18 protein-coding genes are annotated in these 22441 nt (G+C 34.9%); 13 read left to right on the top strand and 5 right to left on the bottom strand.

The features are described 5' to 3' along the window. The first annotated feature begins 65 nt into the window (after positions 1 to 65). From NLJ00_RS08235 to NLJ00_RS08285, 11 genes are all read left to right on the top strand, one after another. On the top strand, positions 66 to 3176 hold the full coding sequence (locus NLJ00_RS08235; protein ID WP_256636859.1) for a SusC/RagA family TonB-linked outer membrane protein: 3111 nt from the start codon (positions 66 to 68) through the stop codon (positions 3174 to 3176). Between the two features lie 10 nt (positions 3177 to 3186). Further along, on the top strand, positions 3187 to 4701 hold the full coding sequence (locus NLJ00_RS08240) for a RagB/SusD family nutrient uptake outer membrane protein (protein WP_056207999.1): 1515 nt from the start codon (positions 3187 to 3189) through the stop codon (positions 4699 to 4701). A 35-nt stretch (positions 4702 to 4736) separates the two neighbouring features. Next, complete coding sequence (locus NLJ00_RS08245; protein WP_180856323.1) at positions 4737 to 5612, top strand: hypothetical protein; 876 nt, start codon at positions 4737 to 4739, stop codon at positions 5610 to 5612. Between the two features lie 133 nt (positions 5613 to 5745). After that, positions 5746 to 7200: a glycoside hydrolase family 30 protein gene (locus NLJ00_RS08250; RefSeq protein WP_256636860.1), complete on the top strand. Its 1455-nt coding sequence runs from the start codon at positions 5746 to 5748 to the stop codon at positions 7198 to 7200. 91 nt (positions 7201 to 7291) lie between these two features. Next, a complete protein-coding gene (locus NLJ00_RS08255; RefSeq protein WP_256637464.1) occupies positions 7292 to 8761 on the top strand; it encodes a glycoside hydrolase family 30 protein in 1470 nt (489 codons plus the stop codon). 25 nt (positions 8762 to 8786) lie between these two features. Then, on the top strand, positions 8787 to 10259 hold the full coding sequence (locus tag NLJ00_RS08260; protein WP_256636861.1) for a glycoside hydrolase family 30 protein: 1473 nt from the start codon (positions 8787 to 8789) through the stop codon (positions 10257 to 10259). Between the two features lie 29 nt (positions 10260 to 10288). Beyond that, positions 10289 to 12046, top strand: coding sequence for a cellulase family glycosylhydrolase (locus tag NLJ00_RS08265; protein ID WP_256636862.1), 1758 nt, complete (start codon positions 10289 to 10291; stop codon positions 12044 to 12046). Between the two features lie 6 nt (positions 12047 to 12052). Beyond that, on the top strand, positions 12053 to 13135 hold the full coding sequence (locus tag NLJ00_RS08270; RefSeq protein WP_256636863.1) for a glycoside hydrolase family 16 protein: 1083 nt from the start codon (positions 12053 to 12055) through the stop codon (positions 13133 to 13135). 73 nt (positions 13136 to 13208) lie between these two features. After that, positions 13209 to 14048 carry an endonuclease/exonuclease/phosphatase family protein gene (locus NLJ00_RS08275; protein WP_256636864.1) on the top strand — a complete coding sequence of 280 codons (840 nt, stop codon included), beginning with the start codon at positions 13209 to 13211 and terminating at the stop codon, positions 14046 to 14048. A 1-nt stretch (position 14049) separates the two neighbouring features. Further along, the gene (locus NLJ00_RS08280; RefSeq protein WP_256636865.1) at positions 14050 to 15474 is read left to right on the top strand and encodes a glycoside hydrolase family 30 protein; all 1425 of its coding nucleotides are present in this window, start codon (positions 14050 to 14052) and stop codon (positions 15472 to 15474) included. Positions 15475 to 15488: 14 nt separating this feature from the next. Next, entirely contained in the window at positions 15489 to 17717 is a 2229-nt protein-coding gene (locus tag NLJ00_RS08285) for a glycoside hydrolase family 3 N-terminal domain-containing protein (protein WP_256636866.1), read from the top strand. 50 nt (positions 17718 to 17767) lie between these two features. Here NLJ00_RS08285 and NLJ00_RS08290 read toward each other — a convergent pair whose 3' ends face one another. Further along, on the bottom strand, positions 17768 to 18025 hold the full coding sequence (locus NLJ00_RS08290; protein WP_053472583.1) for a hypothetical protein: 258 nt from the start codon (positions 18023 to 18025) through the stop codon (positions 17768 to 17770). A gap of 287 nt (positions 18026 to 18312) precedes the next feature. On the opposite strand from NLJ00_RS08290, the gene NLJ00_RS08295 reads away from it, so the two are divergent. Beyond that, on the top strand, positions 18313 to 19068 hold the full coding sequence (locus NLJ00_RS08295; RefSeq protein WP_256636867.1) for an NUDIX hydrolase: 756 nt from the start codon (positions 18313 to 18315) through the stop codon (positions 19066 to 19068). Between the two features lie 29 nt (positions 19069 to 19097). Continuing rightward, positions 19098 to 19421, top strand: coding sequence for an MmcQ/YjbR family DNA-binding protein (locus NLJ00_RS08300; protein ID WP_180856333.1), 324 nt, complete (start codon positions 19098 to 19100; stop codon positions 19419 to 19421). Positions 19422 to 19423: 2 nt separating this feature from the next. Here the strand turns inward: NLJ00_RS08300 and NLJ00_RS08305 are convergent, their stop codons facing one another. The 4 genes from NLJ00_RS08305 to NLJ00_RS08320 all read right to left on the bottom strand — a co-directional run bounded on the left by NLJ00_RS08305 (position 19424) and on the right by NLJ00_RS08320 (position 22266). Continuing rightward, positions 19424 to 20032 (bottom strand): alpha-ketoglutarate-dependent dioxygenase AlkB family protein, encoded by a 609-nt coding sequence (locus tag NLJ00_RS08305; protein ID WP_256636868.1) that lies wholly within the window; start codon positions 20030 to 20032, stop codon positions 19424 to 19426. Further along, complete coding sequence (locus tag NLJ00_RS08310; protein WP_180856335.1) at positions 20019 to 20264, bottom strand: Ada metal-binding domain-containing protein; 246 nt, start codon at positions 20262 to 20264, stop codon at positions 20019 to 20021. Before NLJ00_RS08310 ends, NLJ00_RS08305 begins: the two co-directional genes overlap by 14 nt. 261 nt (positions 20265 to 20525) lie before the next feature. Continuing rightward, positions 20526 to 21239, bottom strand: coding sequence for a 2OG-Fe(II) oxygenase (locus tag NLJ00_RS08315; protein ID WP_180856336.1), 714 nt, complete (start codon positions 21237 to 21239; stop codon positions 20526 to 20528). 178 nt (positions 21240 to 21417) lie between these two features. Continuing rightward, complete coding sequence (locus NLJ00_RS08320) at positions 21418 to 22266, bottom strand: bifunctional helix-turn-helix domain-containing protein/methylated-DNA--[protein]-cysteine S-methyltransferase (protein ID WP_256636869.1); 849 nt, start codon at positions 22264 to 22266, stop codon at positions 21418 to 21420. Positions 22267 to 22441: the final 175 nt, after the last annotated feature.

Genomic DNA, 22441 nt, shown 5'->3' on the forward strand with positions numbered 1-22441 from the left:
ATAGTAAAAAAATAACATTATTATTGCATCAAATTACTAATTAATTAACCAAAATTTTTAGAAAAATGAAATTAACAAAATTACTTATTTTTTGTGTTTCGTCTTTATTATTCTCGGTTATAGCTGTGGCTCAGGATGTCACAGTAAATGGAATGATAAACGATGAAAGTGGAATGCCGGTTCCGGGCGCAACAGTTGTCCTAAAAGGTACAACAAAGTCGACCGCATCAGATTTTGATGGGAAATTCCAAATACAAGTACCTTCAAACGGAGTTTTGACAGTTACTTTTATAGGATACACTACAGTAACTGAAGCTGTAAACGGAAGAACAAAAATTACAATTCAATTAAAACCAGAATCACAAACATTAAATGAGGTTGTGGTAGTTGGTTACGGTACTCAAAAGAAAGCAGTAGTTACAGGTGCAATTTCAAGTGTAAAAGCTGCAGATTTAGAGAAAGTACCAAATGGTAGAGTTGAACAGGCTTTACAAGGTCGTGTTGCGGGTGTAACAATCGCTTCCAGTTCAGGTCAGCCGGGTTCAGGATCTACAATCCGTGTACGTGGTATTACAACGTTTGGAGACGGTGGAAATAACCCACTTTGGGTTGTTGACGGTAACGTTGTTGATGCTGGTGGAATTGGTTACCTAAATCAATCAGACATCGAGTCTATCGAGGTGCTTAAAGATGCTGCTTCTGCTGCAATCTATGGTACACGTGCTGCAACAGGGGTTATTTTAGTTACTACTAAAAAAGGTAAGGCAGGTAAAATTACAGTAAACTATAATGGTTTTGCTGGTGTATCTTCTCCAGCAAAAAAATTAGATTTATTGAATGCTACAGAGTATGCTACAATAATGAACGAAAAATCAGTTGCTGATGGCGGAGGGATTCTTTACTCTAATCCAGCTGCATTTGGAAAAGGAACAAACTGGCAAGATGCTATTTTTAATGACAGTGCTTTCAGATACACACACGAATTAAGTATTAGTGGTGGTGGAGAATTTTCTACTTTCTATGCTTCATTTGGTATTCAGGATCAAGAAGGTATTGTTGCTACAGAAATTTCTAATTATACTAAAAAGAATTTCCGTTTAAACTCTACTCACAAGATTTCTAAATATTTCACATTTGGACAAACTTTTGGATATACAAGACAAAAGACTGTTGGAATTGGAAATACAAACAGTGAGTTTGGGGGGCCTTTAAGCTCTGCTATCAACTTAGATCCATTAACTCCACTTGTAGTTACTGATCCAACTGTTGCAAATTCAGCTCCATATTCTACAAACCCTGTAGTTCGTGATGCTAACGGAAATCCTTATGGAATTTCAAGTGTAGTTGGTCAGGAGATGACAAACCCACTTGGATACATCCAAACAAGATTAGGAAGATATGGATGGTCTGATGATTTCGTTGGAAATGCTTATTTAGAAGCTGCTATTACTCCACATTTAAAAATTAGATCTACACTTGGTGGTAAACTTTCTTATTGGGGAGACCAAGGATTTACTCCTGTATACTTCTTAAGTTCAAACGTGAATGTTCTTAAAAACAGTTATTATCAAAATAACAATAAATCATTCAACTGGAATATTGAAAACGTTCTTACTTACTCTAACAAATTTGGAGATCATAACTTAAGCGTTTTAGCTGGACAAGGATCTTATGTTGATAATATTGGTGGATACGTTGGAGCTACAATGTTTGGTTTACCTGTTACAAGCTATAAAGATGCATCTTTCAAATTTGATATCCCACAAGCTGACAGAAACAGTGCTACAGATGATTTTATTCAACACAAAGTAACCTCTTTATTTGGTCGTATAAACTACGATTATATGGAGAAATATCTTTTTACCGGAGTTATTCGTCGTGATGGATCTACTCGTTTTGGAGAAAATCATAAATTTGGAGTTTTCCCATCATTCTCTTTAGGATGGGTTGTTTCAAAAGAAGGTTTCTGGAAAGAAAATAATGCTGTAAATTCATTAAAACTTAGAGGAGGTTACGGAATTGTAGGTAATGACCAGGTTGCTGATTTTAGATATATTTCATTAGTATCTGGAGGTTATAACTATTCTTTTGGAAATGCTGGTTCAATCACAACAGGTTATGCTAACGTAACTCTTGATAACCCTGATTTGAAATGGGAAGAGACTTCTCAGGCAAGTATTGGTCTTGATGCAAGAGTATTTAATGATTTCACAGTAACATTAGATTTCTACAAAAAGAAAACAACAGGTATCTTAAGACCAGTTGTAATTCCTGGATATGTTGGAGTTGCTGAGCAGCCATGGGCTAACGTTGCTGATATGAACAACAGCGGTATTGAATTTGAATTAGGTTGGAAGAAAAAACTTGGTGATTTTAATTTAGGTGTTAACGGAAACGTGGCTTACTTGAAAAATGAAATTACTTACGTAGGAAAAGATAATGACTTTATTATTGGAGATGCTTCTTTCCAATCTATGGGACCTGTTACAAGAACTCAAGTTGGTCATTCATACAATGAATTCTATGGATACAAAACTGCAGGTATTTTCCAAAACCAAGCAGAGATCAACGCTTATAAAAATGGAGCAGGTGGTTTAATCCAGCCAAATGCAAAACCAGGGGATTTCCGTTGGGTTGATAACAATGGTGACGGATCTATTTCTGATGCAGATAAACAATTTTTAGGAACAAGTATTCCTAAATACACTTTCGGTTTAACATTAAACTTAGATTACAAAGGATTTGATTTTATGACATTCGTTCAAGGTGCTGCTGGAAGCAAAATCTTCCAAGGATTACGCAGATTAGATATCTTGAATGCTAACTATCAAACAGAAGCATTAGGTCGTTGGACAGGAGAAGGAACTTCAAATGATTACCCAAGACTTGCTAATAATGATGGTAATGGTAACTTCAGCAAAATGTCTGATTTTTATTTAGAAAGCGGTGATTATGCTCGTTTGAAAATAGTTCAGGTAGGATATACTCTTCCAGTTGACCTTTCTTCTAAAATTGGGGCAGACAGAATTCGTTTCTACTTAACTGGTGAGAACTTATACACTATTACAAAATATACAGGATATGATCCAGAAATTGGAGGTCAGGTATTTGGTGTAGATAGAGGTGTTTATCCACAAGCAAGAACTTTTATGCTTGGAGCGAACGTACAATTTTAATAATTAAAGAATGATGAAAAATAAATTTAAATATATATACGCTGTTGTAGCTTTGGCAGCTTTAGCAGGATCTTGTTCAGAAGATTTCGTGAGCGTTGACCCAAAGGGATCTTTCCTATCAACTAGTTACTACAAAGACGAACAGCAAGCTACTGCTGCTCTTGTTGGGGTTTACGATCCATTAAGAAAAAATACTGGAGGTTTTGAAAACTTGGTTGCTATGCTAAATGCCGGTTCAGATGATTTCTATGCTGGTGGTGGTGGAGCTTCAGATGGTCAGGGAATTCAAAATTTTTCAACTCACTCATTAACTTCATTAATTATTCCTGGAAGTTTCTGGAATGATCATTATCAAGGTGTTTACAGAGCAAACGTTTTGTTATCAAAAATGTCGGGAGTTAATATGTCAGATGCATTAAAAGTTAGATTCACAGGTGAAGCTAAAGCTTTAAGAGCATTATACTATTTCAATTTAGTTAGAATGTTTAAGAATATTCCATTAATCTTGGAACCACTTACAACATCAACTATGTTAAATGTTGAGCAATCAGCTCCAACTGCTGTTTATGCTCAAATCGAAAAAGATTTAGTGGAAGCTATTCCAGCTTTACCTACTAGTGTAGATGCTGCTACAGGATCAGGTCGTTTAACAAGAGGAGCTGCTCAGGCATTACTTGGAAAAGTTTATTTATATGATGGGAAAAATGCAGAAGCTGCTGCAATTCTTGCTCAAGTAAATGGTACACCAGGACAAGCTAACCAATATGGAAATAAATTACTTGCTAAGTTTAGTGATTTATGGGTTGTAGCTAACAAATTTAATTCAGAATCACTTCTTGAAGTATCTCATACTAGTGCAGGAAACTCTGATTGGGGATTCTGGGGGTCTGGAAGAGACGAAGGAAACTCATTAAACGTAATGGTTGGACCTAGAGGTTATTCTAGACCAGCAAATTCTAATGCAGCAGACCTTCCTTCTGGATGGAGTTTTAGTGTTCCAACACAAAAACTATACGATGCAATGAAAACTGATCCTAGATTTGACGCAACTATTTTTGACTTAAAAGCATTAAAAGCTGCTGGTAAAGCGGATTATATTCCAGGTTACCAAGACACAGGTTATTTCTTGAACAAATTTTTACCAAGAAAAACTGACGTTCGTACGGGTGGTGGAGCTGCTGAGTTGAACTACAAACAAAACTCTTATGTTATCAGATTAGCAGATACTTATTTATTAGAAGCTGAAGCATTAGGTGCTACAGGTGCTAGAGCACAAGCTTTACTTGATGCAGTAAGAGCGAGAGTTGGTCTTGCTTCAATTCCGGTAACATTAGCTGCTATCAAAAATGAAAGAAGAATGGAGCTTGCAGGTGAAGGACACAGATTCTTCGACTTAGTAAGATGGGGTGATGCTGCTACTGCTTTATCTGACAGAGGATTCAATGCTGGGACAGATGAAATTTTCCCAATTCCTTACGTAGAATTAACAGGGACTAAATTAAAACAAAACCCTAACTACGAATAACAAAAAAAACTATCTAACCAAAAACCAAAAAGAAAATGAACCTAAGTATAATTTTAAAAAGAAGTGCTTACCTAATGCTTGCGATAGCATTAGGTTCGCTTACAGGCTGTGATGATGATCCGGCTAATAACGGTTTAACAGCTACAAATGTTGATGCTGCTTTTACAATTGCTCCTGTTGCGGGAAAAGTAAATACTTATCTTTTAACTGCTCAGGAAAATGGAGTAATTTCATCAAAATGGGATATTGGATATGGACCTTATATGGGTAAAATGGAAGAAGAAGTTGTTTTACCAGATGCCGGTACTTATACTGTAACTCATACAGCTATTGCTGCTGGAGGTGCTACATCTAAAGTTTCTCATGATATTGTAGTTGCAGCTTCAGACCCTGCTAAACCTAATTTAGTTAGAGGAGGATTCTTTAATAACGCAGCTGATATAGCTCAATGGTCATCAGCAAAATTAAGCGCTACTGGTGCTGCATTTTGGTCATTTAATTCAGGAACTGCAACAATTCATTCTCCAGGAGGATGGGCGCAAGAAGGAATTTATCAAGCAATTGATGTTGTAAAAGATAAAGAATATACAATTGATATGCTTGTTTCTTGTCCAAGTGGATCTGATGAAACATGGTTTGAAGTATATGCCGGGAAATCTGTACCTAAAGATGGTGTCGAATATAAAGATAACAAAGTAATGGGTCTGAGCACTTGGGATGGCTGCGCAAAAGGAGCTTTTACAGGAAGGCTTTCTTCAGTTGGCTGTGTTAAAAATGACGGAACAGCTTCTGTTTCAAATGTTGTAAAATTTGATACTACAGGTAAAATCTATCTACTAATTCGTTCTGGTGGTAATACTTTCACAAAAGATGGAATTACTGTGAGCAGAATCGAAATGAGAGGAAAATAAAAGTTTAAGTTAAGTTTAAGTTTGGTTGTAAATAGCCCATAATCATTATGAGTATGGGCTATTTTTAAATCCTAAGCAATCAGAGAACGAGTTTCTGAAAACTTCTTTTAGAATTAAAAAATCAAAGAAAAGAATGAAAAAAAATACTTTAAAGTTTCTGTGCTTTTTGTTTACAGTCACCGCTCTTGCACAGCAGACAAAAGCAAAGAAAGAATTTACAACCAACGGGAAAAAGATAACGGTTTACACTACTGCCGAAAATTCAAAACTGAGATTAACATCAACAGATAATTTGACTTTTTCAGCATCAAAACAGCCTCTTGAAACGGAGATCTCTGTTTTTGTAGAACCGTCTAAAAAGTTTCAAACATTTATGGGAATTGGAGGTGCCATTACTGACGCAAGTGCCGAAATTTTTGCTAAACTTTCAAAAGAGAAACAAACAGAATTCTTAAATGCCTATTACGATAAACAAAAAGGAATTGGCTATTCTTTGCTAAGAACCACGATCCAAAGTTCTGATTTTAGCAGTGGAAGCTACTCTTATATCACAGAAGGAGATAAAGATTTAAAAACGTTTACTATTGAACACGATAGACAATTTCGTATTCCGTTAATCAAACAGGCAATCCAGACTGCAGGAGGGAAATTATTAACTTATGTTGCACCTTGGTCTCCTAATGCTTTCATGAAAAGCAACGGAAACGTACTAAAAGGAGGAACATTATTACCAGAATATTATCAAACCTGGGCAAACTTTTATGTCAAGTTTATAAAAGAATATGAAAAAGAAGGAATTCCAATTTGGGGAACTTCAACTCAAAACGAGCCAATGGCTGTTCAAACTTGGGAATCTTGTATTTATACAGCTGAAGCTGAAAGAGATTTTATTAAAAACTTCCTTGGGCCAACTTTGAAAAAAGAAAAACTTGGAGATAAAAAAATTATCGTTTGGGATCACAATCGTGACCTGATGAATTACAGAGCAAACGTAATTTATTCTGATCCGGAAGCAGCAAAATATGTTTGGGGAATGGGTTTTCACTGGTATGAAAACTGGTCAGGAGGAGATTCAATGTTTGACAATGTTGCAAAAGTAAATGAGGCATATCCAGACAAAAAACTTTTGTTTACAGAAGGATGTGTTGAGAAATTTGATGCTGCAAAATATCAGTTTTGGGGTAATGGAGAACGTTACGGAATTTCTATGATTAACGATTTCAATAACGGAACCGTTGGATGGACAGACTGGAACATTCTTTTAGATCAAAACGGAGGACCTAATCATGTCGGAAATTTCTGTTTTGCACCAATCCACGCAGACACAACAACAGGTGAGTTAATTTACACACCATCTTATTATTACATAGGGCATTTTTCAAAATTCATTCGTTTAAATGCAAAAAGAGTTAGTTCTGCAGTAAGCAGAAGTGGTTTGTTAAGTACATCATTCTTAAATACAGATGGTACAATGGCAACAATAGTAATGAACAAAACAGATAAAGAAATTACATATAATTTGATAATAGCAGCAGAAAAATCAGTAATCAAAATTCCTGCACACGCTATACAAACGCTTGTTTATTAATATTTTTTGAGTTAACAGAAGAGGGCTGATTTGAATCATCCAACCCAGCCCTCAATTTTTAATTTGAAATAAAATGCTTTTTGAAGTAACAATGAAAACCATCAATAGAATCTTATTAGTTTTAATAATAATTTTGCAAGTAAGTTGTTCAACATCAAAAACTGCAAATGGATCAGCTGTTTCTGCATCCAAAAACAACAACAAAATTAAGGTTTATACTACAGCCGAAAACACCAATTTGAGATTATCATTATCAGATAATTTAATTTTAAATTCTACTGCACAACAAACAAAATCAACGGTTTCTATTTCTTTAGATGCCGATAAAACAGATCAGACTTTCTTAGGAATTGGCGGCGCAATTACAGACGCAAGTGCTGAAGTTTTCGCGAAGCTATCTCCAAAAAAACAACAAGAATTCCTAACCGCTTATTACGATAAAAATAAAGGAATAGGATATACTTTAGCCAGAACAAATATTCACAGCTGCGATTTTAGCAGTGACAGTTATACTTATGTTGCCGAAGGTGATAAAGATTTAAAAACCTTCAACATTGATCACGATCGAAAATATAGAATTCCATTAATAAAAAGTGCAATTGAAACTGCCGGCGGAAATTTAACATTATTTGTTAGTCCATGGAGTCCCCCAGCTTTCATGAAAGACAATAATGATATTTTGCACGGCGGCGTTTTGTTGCCAGAGTTTGCACAATCATGGGCAAATTATTATGTTAAATTTATAAGAGCTTACGAAAAAGAAGGAATTCCTGTTTGGGGGTTAACCATTCAGAATGAGCCAATGGCAAAACAAAGATGGGAATCTTGCATCTACACTCCAGAAGCCGAAAGAGATTTCCTGAAAAACTTTCTGGGACCAACTTTAGAGAAAGAAGGATTAAATTCTAAGAACGTTATAATCTGGGATCACAATCGCGGAGATATGTTAACCAAAAGAGCCAATCTTGTTTTTTCAGATCCTGCAGTCTCAAAATATGCATGGGGAATTGGGTTTCATTGGTACGAAACATGGAACGGCGGCACACCTAAATTCGAATCAGTAGGAGAAGTACACGAAGCTTTTCCAAATAAAAATTTACTTTTTACAGAAGGTTGTATCGAAAAATTTGATGCTTCAAGATTTCAGTTTTGGGGAAATGCAGAACGATACGGACTTAATATGATCAACGATTTTAATAACGGAACCGTTGGCTGGACAGACTGGAATATTCTTCTGGATCAAAACGGAGGTCCAAATCATGTTGGGAATTTCTGTTTTTCACCAATTCATGCTGATACTGCAAAAGATGAATTAATCTACACGCCGATGTATTATTACATAGGGCATCTTTCAAAATTTATTCGCCCAAATGCGAAAAGAATAATACAGACAATAAGCGATAAAAAATTAATAAGCACATCGTTTAAAAATTCTGATAATAAAATAGTAACCATTGTCATGAACCAATCAGATAATGAGATTATTTACACCCTAATAAACCACAATTCACAAAATACTATAACTATCCCGGCACATGCAATACAAACTATTGTATACTAAGTGCTGCACTAAAAAACGATCAAAAATGAAACTAAATTTTAAAAACACTATAAAAATACTGTTCTTCTCAATGGCAGTATTTTCTCAGGTAAAATGTTCTACATCAAACGATGCAGTTGATCCTGTAGTAAATCCACCTGTTGTAAACCCGCCAGTTGTGGTAACAAACGATGTTGATTTCTGGTTAACAAAAGGAGACCAAAGCGTATTGTTAGCAAAACAAAATGGAACATTAGGATTTGGTACAGTACCAAATTCATATACAAATATTGAAGTTAACGCAGCGCAAAAATATCAAACTGTTGATGGTTTTGGTTATACATTAACTGGAGGAAGTGCTGATGTAATTAATCAGTTAACGGCAGCTAAAAAAAGCGCACTTTTACAAGAATTATTTGGTACCGGAGCTAATTCAATTGGAATTAGTTATTTAAGAATTAGTATTGGAGCATCAGATTTAAATGCTGCGCCATTTACATATGACGACCTTGCAGCAGGAGAAACTGATTTGACTTTGACAAAATTTAGTTTAGAAAAAGACAAAGCGGGAGTAATTGCACTTTTAAAAGAAATTCTGGTAATTAATCCAAAGATTTTAATTTTAGCAACACCTTGGTCAGCTCCGCTTTGGATGAAAGACAAAGACAGTTTTATTGGAGGAAAACTGCAAACACAATATTATGATGTTTATGCAAAATACTTTGTAAAGTACATTCAGCAAATGAAAGCGGAAGGAATTACAATTGATGCAATAACTCCGCAAAACGAACCTTTACATGACGGAAATAATCCGAGTATGTACATGTCTGCAGTAGAACAAGGTAATTTCATAAAAAACAATTTAGGACCGGCTTTAAAAGCGGCAAACCTTAGTGTAAAAATTATTGCTTACGATCATAATTGTGATAATCCAAATTATCCAAAATCAATTTTGGCAGATGCAGATGCATTTCCTTTTGTAGACGGATCAGCATTCCATTTATATGCCGGAGATATTAGTGCATTAAGTAATGTTTACAATTCTTATCCAACAAAAAATGTGTATTTCACAGAACAATGGACATCTTCAGCAGGGGATTTTGCCGGAGATTTAAAATGGCATGTTCGAAACGTGGTTATTGGCTCGATGAGAAATTACAGTAAAAACGCATTAGAATGGAACTTAGCTAATGATGGATCTTTCCAGCCTCATACAAACGGCGGCTGTTCTATGTGTAAAGGTGCGTTGACAGTAACTTCATCAGAAAGTTTTCAACGTAACGTTGCCTATTATATTATTGCTCACGCATCAAAATTTGTTCCTGCAGGATCTATCAGAATTGCAAGTAACTCAAGCGGAAGTTTACAAAACGTTGCTTTTATAACACCATCTGGATCAAAAGTTTTAGTAGTAGTAAATGATTCGTCAGTAAGTGAAATTTTCAATGTTAAGTTCAATGATAAATGGATTACAACTTCTCTTGAGGCAGGAGCTGTTGGAACATACACTTGGAAGTAAATTAAAGGCAAAGTAAAATTGGTTTTCAAATGAAAAAAGCAATAATAACATTACAGCTTTTGTTTTCCATTACAGTTTTTGGACAAGGTTTTCTGCACAGAGACGGACAAAAAATTGTGGACGGAAACGGAAAGAACATCATTCTAAGAGGCTTAGGCCTTGGTGGATGGATGGTTCAGGAAGGTTATATGTTACAAACACAGCCTTTTGCAAGTCCGCAATACCAAATCAAACAAAAAATTGAAGAAGTTATTGGAGAACAGGGAACAAAGGAATTTTACGCAGCCTACAAAGCAAACGGAATCACAAAGCGTGATATCGATTCGCTGGCAGCTTGGGGTTTCAATTCGATCCGTCTTCCAATGCATTATAACTTATATACGCCGCCCATTGAGCAGGAAAAAAATGGAGAAATCACCTGGATAGAAGAAGGCTTCACCATGACAGATAATTTATTGAAATGGTGCGAAGCAAACAAAATCTACTTGATTTTAGATTTACACGCTGCACCAGGCGGACAAGGAAATGATGCCGCAATTTCTGATTACGATACCACAAAACCATCATTATGGCAAAGTGAAGCCAATCAGAAAAAAATGATTGCTTTATGGAAAAAACTGGCCTCTCGCTACAGAGAAAGTCAGTGGCTTGGAGCTTATGATATTATCAACGAACCAAACTGGAATTTTACCGGATCAAATAAAAATGGCTGCGACGAAAATTCAAACGGACCTTTAAGAGATTTAATGGTTGCCGTTACAAAAGCAATTCGCGAAGTCGACACCAACCACTTAGTAATTATTGAAGGAAATTGCTGGGGAAATAATTACAACGGAGTTTTCCCTTTATGGGATGATAACTTGGCGTTGAGTTTCCACAAATACTGGAACTACAATGACAAGGAATCGATCCAGAAAATGCTGGATTACAGAACCCAATATAATGTTCCTATCTGGTTAGGAGAAAGTGGCGAAAACTCAAATGTTTGGTTTAAAGACGCTTTGACATTGGTGGAAACCAATAATATTGGATGGGCTTTTTGGCCAATGAAAAAAATCGAAAATATTGCAGGAGTAACTTCGGTAACTAAAATTCCGGAATACGATGTTTTATTAAAATACTGGAGAGACGGTGGTCAAAAACCATCGGCAGAATTTTCGAAAAAAGCATTGATGAAAATGGCCGATAACTACAAAATGGAAAATGTAACGGTTAAACCAGATGTAATCGATGCTATGTTCAGACAAGTGCAGACCAATGATACAAAGCCTTATAAAAAGAATACAATTCCAGGAAAAATCATTGCAACGCAATATGATTTAGGAACAAATGGATTTGCTTATTCTGATAAAGATTTTATCAATTACAGAGTTGCAACAGGAAATTTTGATCAATGGAATAAAGGAAATACAATGCGTAACGATGGCGTTGATATTTTGCCCTGTAAAGATGTCGGATCAAACGGTTATCAGGTTTCATTTATTGAAGATGGAGAGTGGTTACAATTTACTGTACAGGTTAAAAAACAAAATAAATACAATGTTGCCATACGTTATTCAAGCGAAAATCTGGAAGGACAGCTTCATTTAGAAACAGCAAATGGCGCAAAATCAAAAACCATAACATTGCCTGTAACTGGTGGAAATGAAAAATGGAAAACCATTATTTTATCTGATGTAGAATTAAACGCAGGTGAAAATAAAATAAAAGTAGTTTTTGAAAAAGGAGGATTCAATTTGAATTATCTGGATTTTTTGGACGGTAAAAAAAGTGTTTCTAAAAAATAAAAGCAAATGAAAAAATTTAAAAATATAATGGACAAAGCAGGTTTTCTAACCGCTATTTTATTGCTGATATTTCAATCTTGCAGCAGCAGTAACGATAGCTCAGACGGAGGTTCAGATAATCCAGCCCCTTCAAACTTAACTATTCAGGTTGAAGTTGTGGGTAAAAATGCAGCAAATCCTGATGGGGACGGAAGCGGTAAAGTGAACTTAAAAATTAATGCTGCAAATGCAGTTTCGTATAAAGTTTTAATAGACAATCAGCTTAAAGAAATTACAAACGGAGAACTTACATACACATTTACAGGTTCAGGAACAAAAACATATTCTATAATTGTTTCGGCTTACAATGGTTCTGGGCAATTTATCAGTTCAACTTCTTCAGTAAATGTATATGTTGCCAGAAAAATACTTTGGGCAGATGAATTTGATGTAGATGGTGCGCCAAACACTTCGAAATGGGGTTACAACACAGGAACAGGAGACGGATGGGGAAATAACGAATTAGAATATTACACAACTCGTCCAGAAAACGTAATTATTTCGAATGGAACCCTAAAAATTAAAGCCATTAAAGAAGAGTATATGGGAAGCCATTATACATCGACAAGAATGCTTACAAAAGGTAAATTTTCATTTAAATACGGAAGGGCAGAAGTTCGTGCAAAATTACCAGTGGGCGGCGGAACATGGCCGGCATTCTGGATGTTAGGAGATAATATCGATACTGCGCCTTGGCCTGCTTGTGGTGAAGTTGATATTCTGGAATCAGTTGGAAATAATCCAAATGTGAACCACTCTTCACTGCATTCGCCTGGACGTTCAGGAAACACGCCTGATACTAAAACGACAATAGTTCCAAATTCAGCAACAGAATTTCATATTTACGCCGCAGAGTGGAGTGCCGAAAGCATTAAGTTTTATGTAGATGATAATTTGTTTTATACCTATGCAAATTCTGCTTCAACACCATTTAACGCTAATTTCTTCCTGATTTTAAATTTAGCAATGGGAGGAAATTTTGGAGGAACAGTTGATCCAAATTTCACTAATGCAACTTTCGAAGTTGATTATGTGAGAGTATATAATTAACATAAGTTTTAAATAAGTTTTTTTCTTTAAGGATAGAGAAACACTAGCTTTACGGATTAAAATTTTAAAAATTATGAAAAAGACAAATAAATTTATTTTAGTAGTATTCTTACTTTTTGTAAGTGTTTCATTTTATGGTCAAAATTTAAAAATTATGACTTATAATATTCGTTTAGATGTTGCATCAGACGGAGAAAATGCTTGGCCGAAACGAAAAGATTATTTTACTTCTCAAATACAATTTTATAGTCCGGAAATTTTTGGAGTTCAGGAAGCAACGCCAAATCAGGTAATAGATATCGCAGCAGCTTTTCCAAATTATAACAGATTTGGAATAGGAAGAGAAGAAAACGGAACGGGAGAAGCTTGTACTATTTATTACAAAAAAGATCGTTTTAAGGTGCAGAATTCCAATACATTTTGGCTTTCAGAAACACCAAACGTAGTTTCAAGAGGCTGGGATGCAGCTTGTAACAGAGTTTGTACCTATGCACTTTTTACAGATTTAAAAACAAAAAAGACGTTCTGGATTTTTAACCTGCATCTGGATCATATGGGAGAAGAAGCAAGAATAAAAGGTGTACAGCTTGTTTTGAAAAAAATAAGTGAAGTAAACACAAAGAAATATCCGGCATTTTTAATGGGAGATTTCAATTCAGAACCAAACACGCCGCAAATTGGAGAAATTAAAAAAGTAATGGATGATACGAAAGATGTTTCAATAGAAAAACCTTTTGGACCATCAGGAACGTTTAATGATTTCAAACATAACGAACCAGTTACATTATTGATAGACTATATTTTTATTTCAAAAAATAGCGGATTAAAAATTCAAAAACATGCAGTTTTAAGTGATTCTAAAGATTTAAAATATCCGTCAGATCATTTACCTGTTTTAATAGAAATAGATTAAAATGAAAAACATTAACAAAAAACTTCAAATCTTACTTTTACTGCCGCTTATTGCGATGCAGATAAAATGCGGAGCTTCAAAAAATGCAGTTGCCAATTCTGGAAAAGCAGAATCATGGATTACAACTACAGATGAATCTTCTAAACTTAAAAAACAGGATGATTTAGTTTTTAGTACCGAAACTAATTCAAACCAAACCATTGAAGTAAATCCTTCTGAAAAATTTCAAACTATCGAAGGTTTTGGATTTTCGTTAACCGGAGGAAGCGCTCAGACCATTTTAAAACTGGATAAAGCAAAAAGAGAAGCATTGCTTCAGGAATTGTTTTCCAGAAAAAATGATGCCATTGGTATAAGTTACCTGCGTATTAGTATTGGAGCTTCAGATTTGAATGAGAAAGTTTTTTCGTATGATGATATGCCAGAAGGACAAACAGATTTAAAACTGGAGCAATTTAATCTTGGTCCGGATTTAAATGATGTGGTACCACTGCTAAAAGAAATTTTAGCCATAAATCCAAAAATAAAAATTATGGGTTCACCTTGGTCTCCTCCAGTTTGGATGAAAGACAACGGAAGCTCAAAAGGAGGAAGCCTTCAGCCAAAATATTATGAGGTTTATGCGCAGTATTTTGTAAAATACATTCAGGCAATGAAATCTCACGGAATTGTTATTGATGCCATTACACCGCAAAATGAGCCGTTGCATCCGGGAAATAATCCAAGTTTATTAATGCTTGCAGAACAACAGGCAGATTTTATTGGAAATCATTTAGGGCCAGCTTTTAAAGCAGCAGGAATTAAAACCAAAATTATAGTTTACGATCACAATTGTAATAAACCAGAATATCCTTTAACTATTTTAAAAGATGCAAAAGCAAACCCATTTGTTGCAGGTTCAGCATTTCACTTATATGAAGGAGATATTAGTGCTTTGACCACAGTTCATGATGCATTTCCAAACAAAGATTTATATTTTACAGAACAATATACAGGATCAAAAAGCAGTTTTGAAAATGATTTAAAATGGACTGTAAAAAATGTTGTAATTGGTTCTATGCGTAACTGGAGTAAAAATGCACTTTCGTGGGGATTGGCAAATGATGAATATTATAAACCATTTACACCAGGCGGATGTTCAACTTGTAAAGGAGCTTTAATGATTGATCAAAATCAAAACATTAAGCGTGAAGTTGGTTATTACATTATTGGACATGCTTCTAAATTTGTTCCCGAAGGTTCAGTAAGAATTGGAAGTAATATTGTTGGAAACTTACACAATGCAGCTTTCAAAACTCCATCTGGACAAACCGTTTTAATTGTAGAAAACGACGGAACTTCGACAGAAACATTCAATATCAAATACAATCAAAAACAAATTTCAACTACTTTAAACGCTGGTGCAGTTGCAACTTACGTTTGGTAACCAAAATTAAATTCATGAAAAAAATAACCACATTTGCCTTGTTGATGGTCTCGTTTTTTGCGGCGGCCCAGCAGCAGACAATAGATCAAAAAGTAAATGATCTGTTAAAGAAAATGACAATTGAAGAAAAAATTGGTCAGCTTAATCAATACACGGGAGACAATCAGGCAACAGGGCCAATTACAATAAACCCGAACAAACAAGCCGAAATCAAACAAGGTTTAATAGGTTCGATGCTAAACATCATCGGAACAAAATATACCAGACAATATCAGGAATTGGCCATGCAGTCAAGACTTAAAATCCCGTTGTTATTTGGTCAGGACGTTATTCACGGATATAAAACAACATTCCCGCTTCCGTTGGCCGAAGCAGCAAGCTGGGATTTACAAGCCATTGAATTAGCGGCAAGAGTTGCTGCTGAAGAAGCTTCTGCAAATGGAATTCACTGGACATTTGCTCCAATGGTAGACATTAGCCGTGACCCGCGTTGGGGACGTGTAATGGAAGGTGCTGGAGAAGATACTTACTTAGGATCTAAAATTGCCTATGCAAGAGTAAAAGGTTTTCAGGGAAATAAATTAGGAGATTTAAACTCTGTTATGGCTTGCGTAAAACACTTTGCAGCATATGGAGCTGGAGTTGGAGGCAGGGATTATAACTCAGTTGATATGAGCGAAAGAATGCTTCTTGAAACGTATTTACCGCCTTTTAAAGCTGCTTTAGATGCTGGTGCAGCAACATTTATGAACTCATTTAATGACTTAAATGGAATTCCTGCAACTGGAAATGCGCATTTACAAAGAGATATCTTAAAAGGAAAATGGAACTTTCAGGGATTCGTAGTTTCAGACTGGGGTTCAATTGGAGAAATGGTAGCTCACGGTTATTCAAAAGACCTTAAAGAAGCTGCATATTCTGCAATTACTGCCGGAAGTGATATGGATATGGAAAGTAATGCATATCGTTACAATTTAGCACAGTTAGTAAAAGAAGGCAGAGTTTCTATTGATTTGGTTGATGATGCTGTAAAACGTATTCTTCGCAAAAAATTTGAATTAGGTTTATTTGATGATCCTTACAGATATTCTGACGATAAAAGAGCAGAAAAAGTTTTGGCTAATCCTGCAAACAGAAAAGCAGCGCTTGAAGTAGCAGAAAAAAGTATCGTTTTGTTGAAAAACGAAAACCAGACTTTACCAATTTCTAAAAGTGTAAAAACAATTGCATTCATTGGTCCAATGGTAAAAGAATACAAAGCCAATATGGGATTCTGGTCTGTTGAACTTCCAGATGTAAATTATGATAAATGGGTAGTTTCGCAATGGGATGGTTTACAAAATAAAGTAGGTAAAAACACAAAATTGCTTTACGCAAAAGGCTGTGACATTACCGGAGATAATAAAGATGGTTTTGCAGAAGCAGTTGAAACAGCGAAACAAGCAGATGTTGTAATTTTGAGTATTGGTGAAAGACATGATATGAGCGGTGAAGCAAAAAGCCGCAGTAATATCAATTTGCCAGGTGTTCAGGAAGATTTAGTAAAAGCAATTCAGGCAACAGGAAAACCAGTTGTAGTTTTAATTAATGCAGGAAGACCTCTTATTTTTAATTGGACTGCAGATAACGTTCCTGCAATCGTATACACTTGGTGGTTAGGAACAGAAGCTGGAAATGCAATTGCAGATGTTTTATTTGGAGACTACAATCCGTCAGGAAAACTGCCAATCACTTTTCCAAGAGAAGTTGGTCAGATTCCAATTTATTACAATCATTTCAGCACAGGAAGACCAGCTAAAAATGAAGATTCAAAAAACTATGTTTCAGCCTATATCGATTTAAAGAACTCGCCTAAATTTCCTTTCGGATATGGTTTGAGTTATACTAAATTCGATTATTCAGGATTGAAACTTTCTTCGACAAAAATCAAAAGCAGCGAAACAATTAAAGTTTCATTTCAATTATCAAATGTTGGAAAAGTTGCTGGAGAAGAAGTGGCTCAGCTATATTTAAAAGACAAATTTGGATCAGTAGTTCGTCCGGTTTTAGAACTAAGAGATTTCCAAAAAGTGAAATTGAATGCGGGAGAAACTAAAACAATCGAATTTACAATCGACAAAGAAAAACTTTCTTTCTACAATGATAAATTAGAATGGACGGCAGAGCCTGGAGATTTTGAAGTGCTGATTGGAGCTTCATCAGCAGATATTAAACTAAAATCAGATTTTGAATTAGTACAGTAATATAGAATGTCAATTAAAATTGGCGTTATGGATTTTATAAAGGTTTTGAATTATTTCAAAACAGTATTTATAAAATCCATAGCGCCAATTCCTTTATAAGACGCGTACAAAGCTTTATCAAAAGCTTCGCGTTTTGCTTTTTTATCCTTTGCTTCCGTTTTAACGATCATTTCGTTAAAAATTCTTTCCTGTTCTTCACTGTATTTTAGCGAAGCTTCTAAAAGATAAGTCTTAGAAACAAATCCGAAGGAAGTCCAGATTTTGGATCTAATTTTTTTGTTAATATTTTTTAGCGGATTGACACTCATAATCTCGTTTATTAAATTTCAATTCTCTATTTACCTACAGAATACAAAGTTAAGTATTTGTAATCTTTTTCTTTCTTAGTATTTTTGTTTTAACAATTTGTTGTTCAAATGTGTTATTATGACGCAATGTACTTATTTTTTCAATTCATTTCGTAATTTTAACTAAAATTGTGATTTGTACACTTTTGATTTTTTCAATACTTATTTATTTTATAAAGACGTGCTTTTTATAAAAATGTAACAGTTTTGAAAAATAAAAGTAAATTGCAAGTTTAATAAGAACTCAAATGCTGAAATTTATTATAGAAAATAACGAGAATTACCAGCCGGGACTTTCCATTGATTGCGTTATTTTTGGGTTTCATGATAATCAATTAAAAGTTTTGCTGATTAAAGTTCCGCACAGTGAAAAGTGGTCTTTACCAGGCGGGTTTATTCCGATAGATCAGGATATTGATACAGCAGCAGTGACTGTTTTAAATGAAAGGACCGGAGTAGAAGGTGTTTTTTTAAGACAGTTTGCAGCATTTGGAAAAACTAAACGAAATGATGACCATTTTGGAAAAGAGGTTCTAAAATATTTAGATATCGATCCGGAGAAAGGCAAATGGCTGACACGTCGTTTTGTAACCATTGGGTATTATGCTTTGGTAGATTTTTTAAAAATTGTTCCTGTCCGAACAAGTTCTTCTGAAATAATAGAATGGATCGACCATAAAGAAGTTCCTGAACTTATTTTAGATCACAAAGAAATTCTTGATAAAGCCCTTGACACACTAAGAACAGAATTAAATTTAATGCCTGTTGGATATAATTTATTACCGGAAAAATTCACAATGCCGGAACTGCAAAAATTGTATGAAACGATTCTGGACAAAAAACTTGACAGAAGAAATTTTATGCGAAAAATAACTAATATCGGAATTTTGAATAAATTGGATGAAAAGAAAAATAATGTAGCACATAAAGCGCCAAACTTATATTCTTTTGATAAAGAGAAATACGATGAAGTTTTAAAAAATGGATTGAATCAAGGCTGGTAAATAAAGGTCTAACTTTAAAATTTACAATTATGGTTTCTTCTGAAGATTTTAGAAAAGCAGCTTTATCCTTTGAAAATGCAGTTGAAGAACCACATTTTGAGAAAACCTCTTTTAGGGTAAACAAAAAGATATTTGCCACTTTTGATGAAAAAAACAATCACGCCGTTTTGAAATTAAACGAAATTGATCAATCTGTTTTTTGTGCTTCAAGCGAAATGATTTTTTATCCAATTCCAAATAAATGGGGAAAACAAGGCTGGACAATTGTAGAGCTTTCTAAAGTTCGGCCAGAAATGTTTCAAGATGCTTTACAGCTTTCCTACCAAAACGTGGCTCCAAAAAAGAAGAAATAAATCTACCTTACAATAGTTCTAAAAGTCAAATTTACTCTAGGTTTTTGAGTAGTTTTTGTTGGCGGTAAACGATGTAGCCAGTACGTTTGTGTTTCATCTTTCATAACCAATAAACTTCCATGTTGTAAAATCAAAGAAACCGTTTCTTTAGATTCTTTATGTTTGAAAGCAAATTTGCGTTCAGCACCAAAACTTACAGAACCGATGGCACCATTCTTTTTCAAATCTTTTTCGGCATCGCTGTGCCAGGCCATTCCTTCCTCGCCGGAATGATATAAGTTTAATAGACAGGAATTGAAAGTTTCTCCCGTTTCATCCTCAATAATTTTCTTTAATTCCAATAATTCTTTCGTCCACGTAAGTGCTTTTTTTGTAGTATTCGAATACGTATATTCAAATTCCTGATCGCCGTACCAAGCCACTTTTCTTTTGGTCAAAATTAATTTCCCAAAGATTATGGCTTCATCATTTTTCCATTCAATTGTATTCAATAAAACATCCAAATAATGATTAGAATCTTCTCTCGAAAATAATTTTCCGTAATAATTTACAGTTCCATCTTTCGGAAGTAGGTTTGTTGTTTCGTTTATTTCAGGATTAAATAAGTCCATTTTTCCAATTTAAATATTCAGGTTTCATACAATGTCCGCAAGGTCTGAAACCGTTTTGTTTTGCTTCATTTTCAGAAGAAAAGAAAACCCGATTTTCACGTTTCATTCTTTTTCCCGAAGAACATTTCAGGGTTCCGTAAATTTTTAGTTTCCGGTTGCCGCCGAAACAAATCTCCGCATTTTTAATTTTATTCCGAAGATCTGAATCTGAAATTTTATTGTGTTCAATCATAATTTTACCACATTTTATTCTGTAGAGACGCACAGCAGTGCGTCTACGCAAAGATTGTCGACACAGATTGAATACGGTGATAGACGCTGTATATGATGTTTTTTGCCACAGATTTAAAGGATTATAATGATTAAAAAATCTGTTTAAATCTGCCAAATCTGCGGGAGAAATTATCTTTCTTTTTTGATTCACGTTGCGTAGACGCACTGCTGTGCGTCTCTACAGATATGCGTTATTTTGAAACCTCTGGGCCTTTGAACCTTAATTTAATGCATCATGAAAAATAATTCCCAGCGTATATCTTTCGCCAGAATGAATTTCGCTCACACCATGTTTCGTATTTACCCGATAATAACCTTTTGTGCCTTTTACAGGTCTAAAATTTGTTGTAAAAACTAAAATATCACCCTTCTTAGGTTTTAAAACAATTGCTTTCGATTGCGCTCTTGGCGTTTGCTGTGTTAATACAAATTCGCCTCCCGTAAAATCTTCATCAGGTTCAGAAAGAAAAAGCACAATTTGAATGGGAAAATAAATATCACCATATAAATCCTGATGTAAAGTATTGAATCCGCTTTTTCCATATTTTAAAATTAAAACAGTCGCTTTGAGTTGATTATTGTCGTGACATTGTTTTAATAATTCTTGATGTGTTTCAGGAAAAAAAGTATTAATATTCAAAGCCTTCATCCATGCATTTGCAATTGGTGCTAATTTCGGGTAAATGGAATTTCGTATATTTTGAATTAAATCGGGCAGGGGATAATTGAAATATTTGTATTCGCCCAAACCAAATCTATAACGTTCCATAACAACCGTTTTTCGGTATAAATTTGGATTATCATAATCGAATTTTAAGTCTTCACATTGTTCGTTATTGAGTACATTCTGAATAATAGCAAAGCCATTTTCGTGCATAGATTCGGTGATGCTTTCCCAATTTTGAGAAGCCATTTTTGATTGTATAGTTTGCATAAATTTTTAAATAAAGATTGAGTTTTTGACAAAGCATATCCGTAGAGACGCACAGCGGTGCGTCTACGCAACGATTGTCGACATAGATTGCTCGTCAATTTTGGTTGGAATACATAATGTTAGACGCACTGCTGTGCGTCTCTACACATATATTGTGTGTATTATATTATTTTGTAAATTATAAATTTGGATTTACCTGCGCACCTTCCCAGCCAATAATAGCCGTTTTTCGGGTATTTCCCCACATATAACCGCCAAAGATTCCCGAAGACTGAATTACGCGATGACATGGAATTAAAAATGCGACAGGATTACTCCCAATTGCAGTTCCAACAGCGCGGGAAGCATTTGGTTTTTGAATTTGATGTGCAATAGTTCCATAAGTAGAAAGCTGCCCCATCGGAATTTTTAATAAGGTTTCCCAAACCTTCAGTTGAAAATCGGTTCCTTTTAAATGCAGTTTAATTTCAGACAATTTACTCCAGTCATTTTGGAAAATGAAAAGTGCATTTTGCTGTGCTAAATCTAGTTTTCTGGAAAAAGCGGCATTTGGAAATTTATTTTTCAAATCATTAAATCCCATCGTTTCATCTTCGGCGAAAGCCATAAAACAAACCCCTTTTTGAGTCGAAGCCACAATAATATTCCCAAACGGACTTTCGGCAAAACTGTAGTTTATTTCCAGATTTTTTCCGCCATTTTTATATTCAGCTGGTGTCATTCCTTCAATATTTACAAATAAATCATGAAGTCGGCTTGTGCCCGAAAGTCCGGTTTCGTAAGCGGTTTCAGAAATAGTTGCCTGATTTTCTTTGAGTAATTTTTTGGCGTGTTCCAAGCTTGTATACTGCAGAAACTTCTTCGGACTTGTTCCTGCCCAATCGCTGAAAAGCCTCTGAAAGTGAAACGGACTCAAATGCACTTTCTCTGCAACTTCATCAAGATTTGGCTGCTCTTTAAAATTTGCTTTGATGTAATCGATGGCATCTGCGATACGATTATAATTGATGTTTTCCTGTGTGTTCATTTTCATTCAATTTTATAAGGCAAATATCGATTGCTTTTTGCAGGTATAAAATCCGAAACTTGCTGAGTTTTTTGCCGCAAAGAGTGCTAAGTTTTTTTAATCTCGCAAAGTCGCGAAGTCGCAAATGTTTTTTCAAAGTATGTCATCCTGAGCGAAGTCGAAGGACCGTAAAGTA

Origin of the sequence: Flavobacterium panici, from assembly GCF_024499525.1 — a bacterium.
GTDB classification, from domain to species: Bacteria; Bacteroidota; Bacteroidia; order Flavobacteriales; family Flavobacteriaceae; genus Flavobacterium; species Flavobacterium panici.